Raw genomic sequence first — 16426 nt, 5'->3', positions numbered from 1 at the left:
CCCTGAATAGAACCGCTGAATACGTATGTGATCGCCTTCACTTGCCGGCCGCATGCGCCGAATGGGGAGAGGTTAGAAAAACCGTCGCCAGTGAAGGCGGCGAAGATACTGGGGAGGTTAGAAATGGCATTGTCCAATCACGCCGCGATTCTGCGCGCCCGCTCGGCGCTTTCGCTCGGCACGAGCACCCGCACGCTCGGCGCCGCATTGCTGCTGCTGGGCGCTACCCCGGCCTTCGCCCAGGATGCGACGCCCGCACCGGCGCCGGCCGACCAAAGCGACGACGGCGCCGCACTCGTCGTCACCGGTATCCGCGCCTCGCTGACCTCGTCGGCGAACATCAAGCGCAACAACGTCACCATCGTCGACTCGGTCTCCTCGGAAGACATCGGCAAGCTGCCTGACGTCTCGATCGCCGACTCGCTCGCCCGCATCCCCGGCGTCACCGCCCAGCGCCTCGAGGGCCGCGACCAGCGCCTGTCGATCCGCGGCCTCGGCCCGGATTTCTCGACCACGTTGCTCAACGGTCGCGAGCAGGTCACCGTCGGTGACAATCGCGGCGTCGAGTACGACCAGTATCCGTCCGAATTCTTCAAGAACGTCAATGTCTACAAGTCGGCCGACGCCTCGCTGATCGCCGCGGGCGTCTCGGGCACCGTCGACCTGCGCATGCTGCGCCCGCTCGAGCAGAAGAAGGACACGTTCATCGTCTCGGCCCGCGGCCAGATGAACGAGAAGGACAAGCTCAATCCGGACGGCACGCGCTATGGCTACAAGGCGTCGGCGACCTATGTCGGCAAGTTCGCCAACGACACGCTCGGCATCGCGCTCGGCGTTTCGGCGCAGAGCACGCCCACCCAGATCGAGCGCTACGCCGCCTGGGGCTTCCCGAACGAGCCCGCCGCCGGCGGCAACCTGTTCCTCGGCGGCGCCAAGCCCTATGTCCAGTCGAACCTGCTGAAGCGCTATGGCGGCGTTGCCACTGTGGAATGGGCGCCGAGCGACAATTTCCACTCGACGCTCGACCTGCTCTATTCGCACTTCGAGGAGACTCAGCACCTGCGCGGCATCGAGTTCGGCGTCGCGCCGACCTGGGGCTCGAACGGCACGATCGCGCCGGGCTACACCGTGCAGAACGGTCTGGTGACCGACGCGACGATCAGCAACCTGGTCAACGTTCAGCGCAACGACCTCAACCAGCGCAAGGCCGAGAACTTCTCGATCGGCTGGAACAACGACCTGAAGCTGAGCGACACGATCCACTTGAACGTGGACGCCAGCTGGAGCCGCGCGACCCGCACCGACTTCCTGCTCGAGACCTATTCGGGCACCGGCTATAATTCGAGCGGCGTCAAGGACACGATCAAGATCCACCAGAACGCCGACGGCACCTATGACATCGTGCCGACGCTCGACTACACCAACACCAGCATCATCAAGCTGACCGATCCGCGCGGCTGGGGCTATAACGGCACCACCGCCGTGGTGCAGGCCGGCTTCCTCAACCGCCCCGATTTCGTCGACGACCTCAAGTCGCTGCGCGCCGGCTTCAAGGGCGAGATCAGCGGCAGCGTGCTGAGCGGCTGGGAAGTGGGCGGCAACTACAGCCGCCGCGAGAAGCAGAGCCGCTACACCAGCTACTTCCTCTGCCCCAAGGGCGGCGGCACCAACTGCACCGTCGCCAGCGGCACGCCGACCAGCGTCGCGGTGCCCGCCGATGCAATCCTCGATCCGGTGAGCCTCGACTATCTCGGCGTGCCCAAGATGCTCACGCTCGATCCGATGAAGATCTATGCGCTGCTCAACTCGGTCTATGACAACCGCCCGGAATCGCTGGTGCGCGACAACACGGTCACCGAGGACGTGCTGACCGGCTATGCCAAGCTGACCGTGGACGGCCTGGTCGGCGGCAAGCCGCTCAAGGGCTCGCTCGGCGTCCAGGTCGTCCACACCAAGCAGGGCGGCGTCGGCCAGATCGCCAGCCTCCTCAACGGCGCAGTGACCATCTCGCCGGTGGATGCCTCGACCAGCTACACCAACTTCCTGCCCTCGGCCTCGTTCAGCCTCGAGCTGGAGCCCAGCTTCTACATCAAGCTCGGCGCCGCGCAGACGATGGTGCGCCCGCGCCTCGACCAGGAGCGCGTGACCCAGGCGGTGTCGATCGACATCTCCAAGATCGGCATGGGCAGCCTGCCGCAGAACAGCCCGTTCAGCTCGAACGGCGGCAATGCGAACCTGCGCCCCTATCAGTCGACCAATATCGACATCTCGTTCGAGAAGTATCTCGGCAATGGCGGCGGCTATCTGGCGCTGACCGGCTTCTTCAAGCACCTCACCGACTTCGTCGATCCGAACAATTCGGTGCTCTACGACTTCTCGGCGCTGCTCCCGGCGCTGACGCCGGCGCAGCAGGCGACGGTGCGGGCCCAGAACGCGCAGGTCGGCCTGGTCACCGCACCGGCGAACACCGGCCGCGGCGACATCATGGGCGTGGAAGCGACGGCCTCGCTGCCCTTCACCGTGTTCAGTTCGTCGCTCGACGGGTTCGGCATCTTCGCCAGCGGCACCTATGTCGACAGCAAGATCCGCTACGCCAACAACGCGACGCCGATCACGCTGCCCGGCCAGTCGAAATGGGTCGCCACCGGCACCGCCTATTTCGAGAAGAACGGCTTCCAGGCGCGTGCCACCTATCGCTGGCGCGACAGCTTCCTGGCCGAGCTGGCCGGGCTTTCGGCAAACCCGGAATACCGCCTGGGCCGTGCCGAAGGCGTGCTCGATGCGCAGATCGGCTATGAGTTCAAAAGCGGCCCGCTGACCGGCCTCTCGATCCTCGCCCAGGGCAAGAACCTCACCGATCAGCCCTTCGTCACCACCGAGGCGAACGACAGCCGCCTGGTGCGCGAATATCAGCGTTACGGCCGCGACTATTATCTCGGCATCTCGTACAAGTTCTGATCCCCCCGAGCTGTGGCCCGGCTGTCCGGCCGGGCCACCTGTTTTTGTCGAGAGGCCGACGTGCAGAGTGAGCAGCCGATCCGGATCGTGATCGCGGGCGGCGGCACCGCGGGCTGGATGGCCGCGGCGGCCTTCGCGCGGTTCCTCGGCCCCCGCTACCGGATCACGCTGGTCGAGTCCGAGGAGATCGGCACGGTCGGCGTCGGCGAGGCGACGATCCCGCAGATCCGGCTGTTCAACGCCAGCCTCGGCATCGACGAGAACCAGTTCATCGCCGCTACCCAGGCTTCGTTCAAACTCGCTATCGAGTTCGTCGGCTGGACCAAAAGCGGGCGCTACATGCACGCGTTCGGCGATGTCGGCCGCGACAATGGGCTGCTCGCCTTCCACCATATCTGGCTGCGCGGGCTCACCGAGGGCCTGTCCAGGCCGCTCGCCGGCTATTCGCTCAACAATGCCGCGGCGCTGGCCAACCGCATGCAGCGCGGCCCGGCACGGACGGCGCGGATGCTGCCCGAAATGCCCTATGCCTTCCATTTCGACGCCGGGCTCTATGCGAAGTTCCTGCGCGAGCTGGCGGAGAGCGGCGGCGTCGAGCGGATCGAGGGGCGCATTGCTTCGATCGAACGCGATGGCGAGAGCGGCGACGTCACTGCTCTCCGGCTTGACGGCGCGCGCGAAGTCGCAGGCGACCTGTTCATCGACTGCACCGGCTTCCGCGCGCTGCTGATCGGCGAGGCGCTGGGCGCCGGCTACGAGGATTGGAGCGCCCTCCTCCCCTGCGACCGCGCCATGGCCGTGCCGAGCGCGCGTGCCCGCGACTTCACGCCCTATACCCGCGCCACCGCGCATGGCGCTGGCTGGCAATGGCGCATCCCGCTGCAGCACCGCACCGGCAACGGCCTGGTCTATTCCAGCGCGCATCTCTCCGACGACGAAGCCGCCGCCCGTCTGCTCGCCGGGCTCGACGAACCCGCGCTCGGTGATCCCCGTCGGCTGCGCTTCACCGCCGGCAAGCGGCAGGGCTTCTGGAAGCACAACGTCATCGCGCTCGGCCTGGCGAGCGGCTTCCTCGAGCCGCTCGAATCGACCAGTATCCATATGATCCAGTCGGGCATCGAGCGGATCCTCAAGCTGCTCCCCGGCGCGGGGGTCAGTCAGGTCCAGCGCGACGAATATGACCGCCAGACGCATCTCGAATATGACCGCGTCCGCGACTTCCTAGTACTGCATTATTGGGCGAACGACCGCGACGAACCCTTCTGGCGCGAGCGCCGCGAAGTCCCGTTGCCCGAGGGCCTCGAACACAAGGTCGCGCTCTGGCGCGCCGCCGGCCAGCTCGTCCGCGGCGAGGCGGACCTGTTCAGCGAAGTCGCCTGGCTCCAGGTCCTCGCCGGCCAGGGCATCGCCGCACAAGGCCACCATCCGCTCGCCGATGCCGTGCCGCGCGAGCAGGTCGCCGAATATCTCGAGCTGGTCGAGGCGCTGAACGCCCGCGAAGTCGCCCAGATGCCCGATCATGCTGCGTACGTGGCGCAGCATTGTGCGGGGGTTAAGACATGAAGCACGCTTTTGCCTTTCTCCTGGCGCTCGGTTCGGCTCCAGCCGCCGCGCAGGACTACCGCGCCCGCCTGCCCCAGGACGAGGTGATCTACTTCGTCCTCCCCGATCGCTTCGCCAATGGCGACTCCGCGAACGACCGCGGCGGCCTTACCGGCGGCCGCAGCAAGACCGGCTTCGATCCTTCGGACGCGCATTACTATCACGGCGGGGACCTGAAGGGCCTGGCTAGCAAGCTCTCCTATCTCCAGTCGCTCGGCATCACGGCGATCTGGGTCGCGCCGATCTTCGTCAACAAGCCCGTTCAGGGCGCCGCCGGCCAGCAGAGCGCCGGCTATCACGGCTATTGGATCACCGATTTCACCCATGTCGATCCGCATCTGGGAACGGACGCGGACTTCAAGGCGCTGGTCGACGCGGCGCATGCCCGCGGCATGAAGCTCTACATGGACATCGTCGTGAACCACACGGCCGATGTCATCCAGTATCGCGAATGCGGCGCCTGCTCCTATCGCAGCCGCGCCGACTATCCATATGCGCGTCGGGGCGGCGTGCACGGCGCCCCGATCAACCCGGGCTTCGCAGGCGATGCGATCGGGACAGCGGCGAACTTCGCCCACCTCACCGACCCGCGCTACGCCTACACGCCCTTCGTCCCCGATGCGGAAAGGGCGGCCAAGCATCCGGTCTGGCTCAACGAGCCGATCTATTATCATAACCGCGGCGACTCGACCTTTGCGGGAGAGAGTTCGACGATGGGCGACTTCATCGGGCTCGACGATCTGATGACCGAGCATCCGCGCGTGCTTGCGGGGATGATCGAGATCTATGGCAGCTGGATCGATCGCTTCGGCGTCGACGGCTTCCGCATCGACACGGCGCGCCATGTGAACCCGGAATTCTGGGCGGCCTTCGTCCCCGCAATGCTCGAACGGGCAAAAGCGAGGAACATCGCGCACTTCCACATCTTCGGCGAAGTCGCCGATCCGGCGGCCCAGGCGGCGCACACGATCACCGCCAAGCTCCCCTCCGTCCTCGACTTCGCCTTCCGCCAGGCGGTGCTCGACAGCGTCGCCGGGGCCAAGGGCACCGACGTGTTCGAGACGCTGTTCGACGGCGATGTGCTTTATGCCGGAGGCGCCGACACCGCCGCGATCCTGCCGACCTTCACCGGCAATCACGACAATGGCCGCTTTGCCTGGTTCGTCCGCAAGGCATTCCCCCAGGCAAGCGAGGCGGAAGTGCTCCAGCGCGTCCTCCTCTCCAACGCGCTGCTGCTCACCCTGCGCGGGGTTCCAGTGATCTATGCGGGCGACGAGCAGGGCTTTTCGGGCGGCGCGAACGATGTCGATGCGCGCGAGGACCAGTTCGGCAGCAAGGTCGAGCAGTATAACGCGCACAGGCTGGTCGGCAGCACCGCAACCACCGCAACCCCGCGCTTCGAGGAAAGCGGCGCGCTCTTTCGCGAGATCGCCGCGCTGGCCCGCCTGCGCACCGCCACGCCGGCGCTGACCCGCGGCCGCCAGCTGCTGCGCGCCCGGGAGGACAAGCCCGGTCTGCTCGCCATCTCGCGCTTCGATCCCGTCACCGGCGGCGAAGTGCTGCTCGCCTTCAACACGTCCACCGAGCCGCTGACCCGCCAGGTGCAGGTCGAGACGCGCTCCATCCGTTTCCATCCCCTTGCCGGAAACTGCGCCGCCACGGCCAGCGCCCCCGGCTCCCTGACCATCACCCTGCCACCGCTCGGCTATGCGGTGTGCGCGGCGGAGACCCAGCAGTGAACCAGCTTGCCGCGAAGGCGGAACCTCAGAATGCACAGCCCTGGTGGCGGGGCGCGTCGATCTACCAGATCTACCCGCGCAGCTTCTTCGATTCGAACGGCGACGGGATCGGTGACCTGCCTGGCATCACCGCGAGGCTCGACTATGTCGCGGGCCTGGGCGTCGATGCGATCTGGCTGTCGCCCTTCTTCAAATCACCGATGGCCGATTTCGGCTATGACGTGGCGGACTATCGCAACGTCGATCCGATCTTCGGCACACTCGCCGATTTCGACGCGCTCATCGCCCGCGCCCATGCGCTCGGCTTGCGCGTGCTGATCGACCAGGTCTGGGCGCACACGTCGGACGAACATGCATGGTTCGTCGAGAGCCGGGCCAGCCGCGACAATCCCAAGGCCGACTGGTATGTCTGGCATGATGCCAAGCCCGAGGGCTCGCCGCCGACCAACTGGCAGTCGGTCTTCGGCGGCCCGGCCTGGACCTGGGACGCGCGGCGCGGCCAATATTACATGCACAATTTCCTGAAGGAGCAACCGCAGCTCAACTGTCACCTGCCCGAAGTGCAGGAAGAGCTGCTGGCGATCACCCGCTTCTGGCTCGATCGCGGCGTCGACGGCTTCCGCATCGATGCGATCAACTTCTCGATGCACGATCCCGAATTCCGCGACAATCCGCCGGCGCCTGACGACGGCAAGCCGCGCACCCGCCCGTTCGACTTCCAGCAGCACATCTACAACCAGAGCCATGCCGACATCCCCGGCTTTCTCGAGCGGCTGCGGGGCGTGTTCGATGCCTATCCCGATCGCTTCACCGTCGCGGAGGTCGGCGGGGCGGATGCGGACCGCGAGATGAAGCTGTTCACCGCCGGCGACAACCGGCTCAACACCGCCTATGGCTTCGACTTCCTCTACGCGCCGAAGCTGACCGCGGCGGCGGTGCGCGCGGCGCTGCAGAACTGGCCCGCGGGCGGCAGCTGGCCGAGCTGGGCATTCGAGAACCACGACGCGCCCCGTGCCGTCTCGCGCTGGGCGGCGCCCGCGCAGGCCGACGCGTTCGCCCGCATGAAGATGCTGTTGCTCGCCGCACTGCGCGGCAACATCTTCCTGTACTATGGAGAGGAGCTGGGGCTTGACCAGGTCGAGATCCCGTTCGAGGCGCTGCAGGATCCCGAGGCGATCGCCAACTGGCCGCGCACGCTGTCGCGCGACGGCGCGCGGACGCCGATGCCGTGGGAAGCCGGGGCGCCGCAACTCGGCTTCACCAGCGGCAAGCCCTGGCTGCCGCTCGGCCCCAACCACGACAGGCTCGCGATCGACGTCCAGGATGCCGATCCGGCCTCGCACCTCGCTTGGACCCGCCAGGTGCTCGCCTTCCGAAACGCCTCGCCCGCGCTACGCACTGGCGACATCGCGTTCATCGATGCGCCGGGCGAGCTGATCGCTTTCGAGCGCGCGGCCGAGGGCGAGCGCTTGCTCTGCGTCTTCAACCTGGGCGATGCTGCGCAGCATTGGGCACCCGCCGACCCGGCACGATGGCACAGCCTGCTCGCCACCGGCATGGTGGACGCCTGGGCCTTTGTCCCCCATTCCGGGCTGATCGCCCGTTTCGAAGCCTGAGGAGAACCCATGAAGCTCGCCCCCATCGCGCTGGCATTCGCTGCCTTCACCTTCTCCGCCCCCGCGCTCGCCCAGGACGATCTGTCGCAGAAGCAGGATGGCAATGTCGTCGCCCGCGCCGCCTCGCCCGACGGCAAGCTCAGCGTGACGATCAGCCTCGATAGCGAGGGCCGCGCGAGCTATGCCGTCCAGCGCGCCGGCAAGCCGCTGCTGAGCGACAGCCGCCTGGGCTTCCTGTTCACCGACGCGCCCAAGCTCGATCGCGGCATGAGCCTGGTCGAGATCAAGCGCGACAAGTCCGACACGAGCTGGACCCAGCCCTTTGGCGAATGGACCACGGTCCGCGACAACCACACCGAGATGACGGTTCGTCTTCGGGAAAAGGCCGATCTCAAGCGCGAGATGGACGTCACTTTCCGCATCTTCGACGATGGCGTAGGCTTCCGCTACACGCTGCCCGACCAGCCCAACCTGCATCACGCCAACATCGCCGACGAGCTGACCGAGTTCGCCTTCGCGGAGCCAGGCACCGCCTGGTGGAAGCCCGCCTATCTGTGGAACCGCGAGGAATATCTCTACAACAAGACCGCGCTCGACGCGGTCGGCACCGCGCAGACGGTGATGACGGTCAAGCTCGCCGACGGCACGCATGTCGCGCTGCACGAGGCGGCGCTGGTCGATTATGCCGCGATGAACCTGCAGCGGGCCGAGGGGAACACCTTCAAGGCCTCGCTCACCCCCGGTGCCGGCGCCCCCAAGGTCTCGCGCGATGCCGGCTTCTCGACGCCGTGGCGCACGATCGCGATCGCCGACGACGCGGCCGGGCTCTACGCCGCGAGCCGGATGACGCTGAACCTCAACGAGCCGAACAAGCTTGGGGACGTCTCCTGGATCAAGCCGGGCAAGTTCGTCGGCGTGTGGTGGAACATGATCAAGGGCGAATGGACCTGGTCGCGCGGGCCCAAGCACGGCGCCACCACCGCGCATGTGAAGGCCTATATCGACTTCGCCGCCGCCAACCACATCCCCGGCGTCCTGGTCGAGGGCTGGAATGTCGGCTGGGACGGCAACTGGTTCGGCAACGGCAACGCGATGAACTTCGACCAGCCGACCGAGGATTTCGATGCCGCCGAGCTGGCGCGCTATGCGAAGGCCAAGGGCGTCTATCTGATCGGCCATAACGAGACCGGCGGCTCGGCCAGCCATTACGACAGCCAGCTCGACCGCGCTTTCGGCTATGCCCGTGACCACGGCATCCCGGTGGTCAAGACCGGCTATGTGACGGACGCCGGCCAGATCGAGCGCGTCGATCCGGACGGCTCGCAGCACCGCGAATGGCATGAGGGCCAGTGGATGGTGAACCACCACCTCCGCGTCGTCACCACCGCCGCCAACTATCACGTCTCGATCGACAGCCATGAGCCGGTGAAGGACACCGGCCTGCGCCGCACCTGGCCGAACTGGGTGGCGCGCGAGGGCGGCCGGGGCATGGAATACAACGCCTGGGGTGGCAAGAATCCGCCCGAGCATGAGGCGAACATGGTCTTCACCCAGTTCCTCGGCGGGCCGATGGACTTCACCCCCGGCGTGCTCAGCCTCAAGGGCTCGGACAATTCGGACATCCAGTCGACCGTCGCCAAGCAGCTCGCGCTCTACGTCGTGCTCTATTCGCCGGTGGTGATGGCCGCCGACACGCCCGAGAACTACGCCAAGTACCCCGGCGAGATGAAGTTCATCCGCGACGTGCCGACCGACTGGAGCGACACCCGCGTGCTGAACGGCGAGGTCGGCGACTATGCGACCTTCGCGCGCAAGGCCAGGGGCAGCGACGACTGGTATCTCGGCGCGGTCGGCGACGAGCAGGCGCGCAGCTCGGTCGTCACGCTCGACTTCCTCGACGCCGGGCGCAGCTACACCGCCGAGATCTATCGCGACGGCCCCGGCGCCGACTATCGCACCGACGCCCGCCAATCGATCACGATGGAGACGCGCCAGGTGAAGAAGGGCGACACGCTGACGATCGCGCTTGCGCCGGGCGGCGGCGAGGCGATCCGCTTCGTCGCGAGCCCGAAAAAGGCGCGCCGCCGGTGACGACATCGGCGGGCCGCCCGCGCCAGGGATTTGCCGGGCTGTGGAACATCAGCTTCGGCTTCCTGGGCATCCAGATCGGCTTCGCGCTGCAGAACGCGAACATGAGCCGAGTCTTCCAGTCGCTCGGCGAGAGCATCGACGACCTCGCCTTGCTGTGGATCGCCGCGCCGCTGACCGGGCTGCTGGTCCAGCCGATCATCGGCCATTATTCGGACCGGACCTGGGGCCGCTTCGGCCGCCGCCGCCCCTATTTCCTCGCCGGCGCGGTGCTGGCGACGCTGGCGCTGGTCGCCATGCCCAACGCGCCGGCGCTGCTCGCCGCGGCGCTGCTGCTCTGGATACTCGACGCATCGCTCAACGTCTCGATGGAGCCGTTCCGCGCCTTTGTCGGCGACATGCTCGACAAGGAACAGCACACTGCCGGCTATGCGATCCAGACCGCGTTCATCGGCGCAGGCGCGGTGATGGGCTCCGCCACTCCCTGGTTGCTCGACCATCTCGGCGTGTCCAATGCCGCCCCCGGCGGCGGCCTGCCCGACACGGTGCGCTGGAGCTTCTACCTCGGCGGCGCGGCGCTGCTGCTGGCGGTGCTGTGGACCGTGCTCACCACCCGCGAACATTCCCCCGGCGAGATCCTGGCGTTCGACGGCCCCGCCCCCGCGCCGCAACCGGCCCCGCCCGCCAAGGCCGGCGCCGGCCTGCCCTGGCTCATCGGCGGCGCGGTGCTCGGCCTGCTGGTCTTCGCGCTAGGGCTCGAGAAGGAACTCTACCTCCTCGCCGGGCTGCTCGCCGCCTATGGCGCCGCCAGGATCGTCACGGCGCTGACCAGCGGCACCGGGCTGCTCGGCGACCTGATGGCCGATTTCTCGGGCATGCCGGCGGTGATGAAGCGGCTCGCGCTGGTCCAGTTCTTCAGCTGGTCCGCGCTGTTCATCATGTGGATCTACACCACGCCGGTGGTCGCCCAATATGTCTTCCACGCGCCCGACAGCAGCAGCGCCGGCTATAACGAGGCCGGCAACTGGGTCGGCATCCTCTTCGCCGCCTACAATGCCGTCGCCACGCTCGCTGCGCTGTTCGTGCTCCGCCCCCTCGCCCGTCGCCTCGGCAAGGTGAGGACGCATGCGATCGCGCTCGCGCTCGGCGCGCTCGGCTATGCGAGCTTCCTGGTGATCCGCGACCCGCAGGCGCTGCTCCTCGCCGAGATCGGCATCGGCGTGGCCTGGGCCTCGATCCTCGCCATGCCCTATGCGATCCTCGCCTCGGCGCTGCCCCAGGCAAAGCTCGGCGTGTACATGGGCCTGTTCAACGTCTTCGTCGTCATTCCCCAGCTGCTGGTGGCGACGGTGATCGGCACGGTGATGCGCCACCTGTTCCCGGGTCAGCCGATCTGGACGATGGCGATCGCCGCCGCAGTGATGCTGCTCGCCGCGCTGGCGACGCTCCGGGTGCGCGAAGCCTAGAAGATCCGCGTCGGCGCGCCTGACGCGACATCGCTCCCCGAGGCGACGAAGCCGAGCAACAGGTCGGCCCTGGGCAGCTCGCATTCGAAGAAATAGCGGCAGGCGCGCAGCTTGCCCTCGGCCATCTCGCCGCCCACCGCATCGGCCACGACCGCCTGCTCGAGCCACAGCCAGGCCAGCACGACCTGGCCGAACGCCTGGAGGAATGCCGTGGCATTGTCCGCGGCCGCGGCGCGATTGCCACCGCGCAGCAGCTCGATCGTGTCGGTCACGCGCTGCAGCGATGCCGAAAGCGCATCGGCATGCCGCGCGAGCGCCGGCACCGCGCGCGCCGCCTTCACTGCCTGCGCAATCCGCAGGCTCAGCACCGGCAGCCCCGATCCATCACCCAGGATCTTGCGGCCGAGCAGGTCGATCGCCTGGATGCCGGTGGTGCCCTCGTGGATCGGGTTCAGCCGGTTGTCGCGCCACAACTGCTCGACATCGAAGTCGCGCGTATAGCCGTAGCCGCCATGGATCTGGATCGCGATGTCGTTGGCGGCAAGGCCATGCTCGGATGGCCAGGTCTTGGCGACGGGGGTGAGCAGGCCGAGCAGCGCGGCATCCTCTCCATTGTCCTCGGCGGTATCGACCAGCCGCGCGCAATAGAGGCAGAGCGCCATCGCGCCTTCCACATAGGCTTTCTGCCGCAGCAGCATGTGGCGCACATCGGCATGCTCGATGATCGCCACCGGCGCGCCGCTGCGCACCCCGGCCGACCGGCCCTGCAGCCGCTCGCGGGCATAGCGCGCGGAGAGCAGATAGCTGCGATAGCCGAGCGCCGCCGCGCCGATGCCGACGCCGATCCGCGCTTCGTTCATCATCTGGAACATCTGGCGCAGCCCCTCGCCCGGCGCGCCGACGATCCAGCCGGTCGCCCCGCCCTCTTCGCCGAAATTGAGCAGGCAATTGGCGGTGCCGCGATAGCCCATCTTGTGGTTGAGCCCGGCGACGCGCACGTCGTTGCGGCTGCCGTCGGGCAGGATCTTGGGCACGATGAACAGCGAGATGCCCGCGGTCCCCTCCGGCAGAACGCCCGCGGCATCGGGCACCTTGGCGAGCACGAGATGGACGATGTTGCCGCTCGCATCCTGGTCGCCGCCCGAGATCCACATCTTGTTGCCGGTCAGCCGGTAGCGCGCGCCGAGCAGGTCCTCCCCGTCCGCCACCGCTCGGGTGCGCACATCGGCGAGGCTCGATCCGGCTTGGGGCTCGGACAGGCACATCGTCCCGAACCAGCGCCCCTCGATCTCGGGCCGGGCAAAGGCCTCGAACTGCACCTCGCTGCCAAAGGCCGCGATCAGCCGCGCATTGGCGACGGTGAGCATCGGATAGGCCGCGGTCGCGACATTGGCCGCGGCGAAGAACGCGAAGGACGCCGCACAGACCAGATAGGGCAGCCCGAGCCCGCCCTGTTCCTCCGGAAAGCCCGCGGCGAACAGGCCGAGCTCGGCATAATGCGCCAGCGCCTCGCCGATCGCCGGACAGATATGGACCTGCCCCGCCTCGTCGAGCCACGGCTCCTCCACGTCGCTGCGCTTGTAATGCGGCAGGAACTGCTCGGCGGCGAGCTTCTCCGACAAGTCGAGGATTGCATCCACAGTCGCGCGGTCGGCCAGCGCGCTGGCGTTCAGCCAGTCGTGGAGCAGGAAGTCGATATCGCGACGGTCGAGCAGCATGGGGTTACCTTCAAACGATGGTCATGCCGCCATCGACGACGATGGTCTGGCCGGTGATATGGCCCCCGGCATCGGAGGCGAGGAGGAGCGCGGGCCCCATCAGGTCGGTCTCGCCGCCCAGCTTGCCGAGCGGAGTCTGGTGCAGCATCTCGGCCCCGTGCGCGTCAAGCGTCGCCGCGGTCATCTTGGAGGGGAAGAAGCCCGGCGCCAGCGCGTTGACCCGGATGCCGCGCGGCCCCCATTCGGCGGCGAGCGCGCGGGTCATGTTGATCACCGCGCCCTTGGCGGTGTTGTAGGCGATCGTGCCGAGCCGGTCGGGATGATGGCCGAGCAGCCCCTCGATCGACGCGACGTTGACCACCGCGCCCTTGCCCTGCGGCAGGAACGCCGTGCGCGCCACTGCCTGGGTGAGCAGGAACAGGCCGGTGACGTTGAGGTCGATCACCTTGTTCCAGCCCTCGAGCGGATAGGCTTCCGCAGGCGCGCCCCAGGTGGCCCCCGCATTGTTCACCAGCACGTCGATCCGCCCGAACTGGGCGAGCACGCGCTCGGTCAGCTCCACTGCCGCGGCCGGCGTGCCGAGATCGACGGCGAAGCCGCTCGCGGTATATCCCGCTTCAGCCAGCGCCTCGACCGCGGCATCCAGCTCCGTCTGCCGGCGCGCGACGATCGCCAGCGATGCGCCATATTCGCCGAGCGCGCGGGCGACCTGCAGCCCGAGCCCGCGCGAGCCGCCGGTGACGATCGCCACGCGGCCGGTCAGGTCGAACAATCCGCCAAGCGCCCCGCTCATGCTGCCGCCCCATGCTCGGCGCGCAGCCGGGCCTTGTCGATCTTCCCGGTCAGCGCGAGCGGCATCGCCGCAAGCCGGACGATCGCATCGGGCAGCCACCAGCTGGCGACCTGTCCGCGCAACGCCTCGAGCAGCGCCTCGTCGGCGATCGCGGCGCCCTTGCCCGGCTCGATCACCAGGATCGGCCGTTCGCCCCATTTGGGATGCGCACGGCCGATCACCGCGACCTGGGCGATCCCGGGTAGCGCGCCGATGATCGCCTCGATCTCGCCGGGGTTGATCCATTCGCCGCCCGACTTGATCAGGTCCTTGGCCCGCCCGGTGATGCTGACATTGCCGTCGCGATCGATCACCGCCAGATCGCCAGTGTCGAACCAGCCGGCAGCGTCCACCGCCGGCGCGTCCTCGCCGAAATAGCGCTCGACCACGCTCGCACCGCGCACCTTGAGCCGCCCTTCCGGCCCGCGCTGCTCTGGCAGCGCCACGCCCTCGGCATCGGTCAGCAGCAGGTCGACGCCGAGCGGCGGCCGGCCCGATTTGGTGGCGCTGCGGACCGGAACGTTCGCCGGGGTGGTGGTGCCGAGCGGCGAGAGCTCGGTCATTCCCCAGCTCGTCTGCACGATCGCGCCCAGCCTCTGCTCGAACCGGTCCATCAGCGCCTGGGGCACCGCGGATCCGCCGAGCATCACCCGCTCGAGCGACGGCACCTCCCCGCCCGTGGCGTCGAGATGATCGACCAGCCCGAGCCACACCGTCGGCACGCCCACCGCCATCGTCACGCGCTCGTCGTTGATCAGCCGGGCAAGGCTGGCGCCGTCCTGGTAGCGGCTCGGGAAGACCAGCTTCGCGCCGCATGCCGGGCCCGAAAAGGGAAAGCCCCAGCCATTGGCGTGGAACATCGGCACCGCGACCAGCAGCGTGTCGCGCCCGCTCAGCCCGCTCGCATCGGTCTGGAGCTGGTGGAGCGTGTGGAGATAGTTGGAGCGGTGCGTGTAGCTCACGCCCTTGGGCATGCCGGTGGTGCCCGAGGTGAAGCAGAGCCCGGCCGGCGCATTCTCGTCGAACCCGCCCCAGGGCAGTTCCGCGCCGTGGCGGTCGAGCAATTCCTCGTAGCGCCAGCCGGTCACCCCGCCGCATGCCGGCAGCACGCTCGCCACGCCGGGCTCGTCGAGCACGATGATGTGCGCGAGGCTCGGGCAGAGCGGCACCAGCTGCTCGGCCAGCGCCACCAGGTCCGGGCTGACCGCCAGCACGCGGTTGCCCGCCCGCGCGATCATCGTCGCGAGATGCGCCGGCGCCAGTCGCGGGTTGAGCGTGTGGCAGACGATCCCGATCCCGACCGCGCCGTACCAGCATTCCATGTGCGCCTGGCTGTTCCAGGCCATCACGCCCAGATTGTCGCCCGCCGCCAGCCCGAGCGCGCGGAAGGCGCCGGAGAGCCGCTTGGCGCGATCGCGCAGGCCGGCATAGCCGACCCGCGCGGTCACCCCGCCAATGCCGCCGGTGACCACTTCGGCGGCGCCATGCCATTTGGCGGCATGATCGATGAACTGGTCCAGCGTCAGCGCATAGGGCTGCATCGTGCCGGCGTGCAGGGCGGTGGTCATTCGGTACCTCTTCGGGACGCAGCACGCCGTTCCCCGCAGCGCCATGCTGCAGAGGGGAGCGCCGGGTCGGGTTGTGCGTGCCTATCTGCCCTGGGACGGCCCCTGGCAGATGGCGTGGAAGCCGGCGGCCATGAACTTCGCCATGTGCCGCTTGATCGAAGCGAAATCGTCCGAGGTGCACAGGCCGTGCGAGAGCTCGTCGAGCCGTCCGGTCTGCGCCATGTTGTGCGTCATCGCGCCCGACAGGAAGTGATAGCCCCAGAAGATCGTCGCCTCGTCGCAATCGGGCATCGCCTTCTTGAGCAGGTCGATCAGCGCGAGCACGACGGGGTTGTAATATTTGGTCATCTTCTCGGCGCCCCAGCCCGCGGCACTGTTCGCCTGCGCGCTGATCTTGCCGATCGCCGCCCAATAGTCGTGATTCTCGATATGGACGTTCAGGTCCGGCTCGATCCAGGCGGCCAGCGCGCCTTCGACGGTGACGTTGTCGCCGGCTTCCTCGGCATAGCGGCGCATCGCCGCGAGCCGGTTGTGCGCGGAGATCGGCGCCTTGCGGGCCCAGATCGCCTCGTAGATGCTTTCCTTGCCGTCGAAATGATAGTGGATCAGCGCCGAGCTGACCCCGATGCGCTTGGCGACGTCCTTCACCGTCACGCCGTGATAGCCGAACTCGGCGAACAGCTGCTCGGCGGCATCGAGGATGCGCTCGATCGATTCCTCGCGCACGCGCGCCTTGTGGTTGCGCGGGCGCGGGGCTGCCGGGGCCGCGTCCGGCTCTGCTCGATCGATGCTGCTCATCTTCGGGACGGTGCCGTCCCGCAACATATGCGTCAACGCCT

General features: G+C 67.9%; 10 protein-coding genes. 6 read left to right on the top strand and 4 right to left on the bottom strand.

Annotation, left to right across the window (positions count from 1 at the left end; translation table 11 throughout):
* The first annotated feature begins 123 nt into the window (after positions 1-123).
* From ABLE38_RS12625 to ABLE38_RS12600, 6 genes are read left to right on the top strand one after another with little or no spacing between them, the layout of a single operon-like run.
* Positions 124-2958 carry a TonB-dependent receptor gene (locus ABLE38_RS12625; RefSeq protein WP_348974580.1) on the top strand — a complete coding sequence of 945 codons (2835 nt, stop codon included), beginning with the start codon at positions 124-126 and terminating at the stop codon, positions 2956-2958.
* Positions 2959-3018: 60 nt separating this feature from the next.
* Complete coding sequence (locus tag ABLE38_RS12620) at positions 3019-4521, top strand: tryptophan halogenase family protein (protein ID WP_348974579.1); 1503 nt, start codon at positions 3019-3021, stop codon at positions 4519-4521.
* Positions 4518-6299 (top strand): alpha-amylase family glycosyl hydrolase, encoded by a 1782-nt coding sequence (locus ABLE38_RS12615; protein ID WP_348974578.1) that lies wholly within the window; start codon positions 4518-4520, stop codon positions 6297-6299. The genes ABLE38_RS12620 and ABLE38_RS12615 overlap by 4 nt, the downstream gene beginning before the upstream one ends.
* Positions 6296-7915, top strand: a complete 1620-nt coding sequence (locus ABLE38_RS12610; RefSeq protein WP_348974577.1) for an alpha-glucosidase — start codon at positions 6296-6298, stop codon at positions 7913-7915. Before ABLE38_RS12615 ends, ABLE38_RS12610 begins: the two co-directional genes overlap by 4 nt.
* A 9-nt stretch (positions 7916-7924) precedes the next feature.
* Entirely contained in the window at positions 7925-10006 is a 2082-nt protein-coding gene (locus ABLE38_RS12605) for a glycoside hydrolase family 97 protein (RefSeq protein ID WP_348974576.1), read from the top strand.
* Positions 10003-11469, top strand: coding sequence for an MFS transporter (locus tag ABLE38_RS12600; protein WP_348974575.1), 1467 nt, complete (start codon positions 10003-10005; stop codon positions 11467-11469). Before ABLE38_RS12605 ends, ABLE38_RS12600 begins: the two co-directional genes overlap by 4 nt.
* Here the strand turns inward: ABLE38_RS12600 and ABLE38_RS12595 are convergent.
* From ABLE38_RS12595 to ABLE38_RS12580, 4 genes are all read right to left on the bottom strand, one after another.
* Positions 11466-13187 (bottom strand): acyl-CoA dehydrogenase, encoded by a 1722-nt coding sequence (locus tag ABLE38_RS12595; RefSeq protein ID WP_348974574.1) that lies wholly within the window; start codon positions 13185-13187, stop codon positions 11466-11468. The two genes, ABLE38_RS12600 and ABLE38_RS12595, sit on opposite strands and share 4 nt — an antisense overlap.
* A 10-nt stretch (positions 13188-13197) precedes the next feature.
* Positions 13198-13980 carry an SDR family oxidoreductase gene (locus tag ABLE38_RS12590; RefSeq protein WP_348974573.1) on the bottom strand — a complete coding sequence of 261 codons (783 nt, stop codon included), beginning with the start codon at positions 13978-13980 and terminating at the stop codon, positions 13198-13200.
* The gene (locus ABLE38_RS12585; protein ID WP_348974572.1) at positions 13977-15587 is read right to left on the bottom strand and encodes an AMP-binding protein; all 1611 of its coding nucleotides are present in this window, start codon (positions 15585-15587) and stop codon (positions 13977-13979) included. The genes ABLE38_RS12590 and ABLE38_RS12585 overlap by 4 nt, the downstream gene beginning before the upstream one ends.
* An 81-nt stretch (positions 15588-15668) precedes the next feature.
* Entirely contained in the window at positions 15669-16412 is a 744-nt protein-coding gene (locus tag ABLE38_RS12580) for a TetR/AcrR family transcriptional regulator (RefSeq protein WP_348975208.1), read from the bottom strand.
* Positions 16413-16426: the final 14 nt, after the last annotated feature.

The sequence above is a fragment of the Sphingomonas sp. KR3-1 genome (genome assembly GCF_040049295.1).
Classification (GTDB): Bacteria; Pseudomonadota; Alphaproteobacteria; order Sphingomonadales; family Sphingomonadaceae; genus Sphingomonas.
Note: the sequence above shows the minus strand (reverse complement) of the source record. Positions and strands in the feature narration are given on the sequence as shown.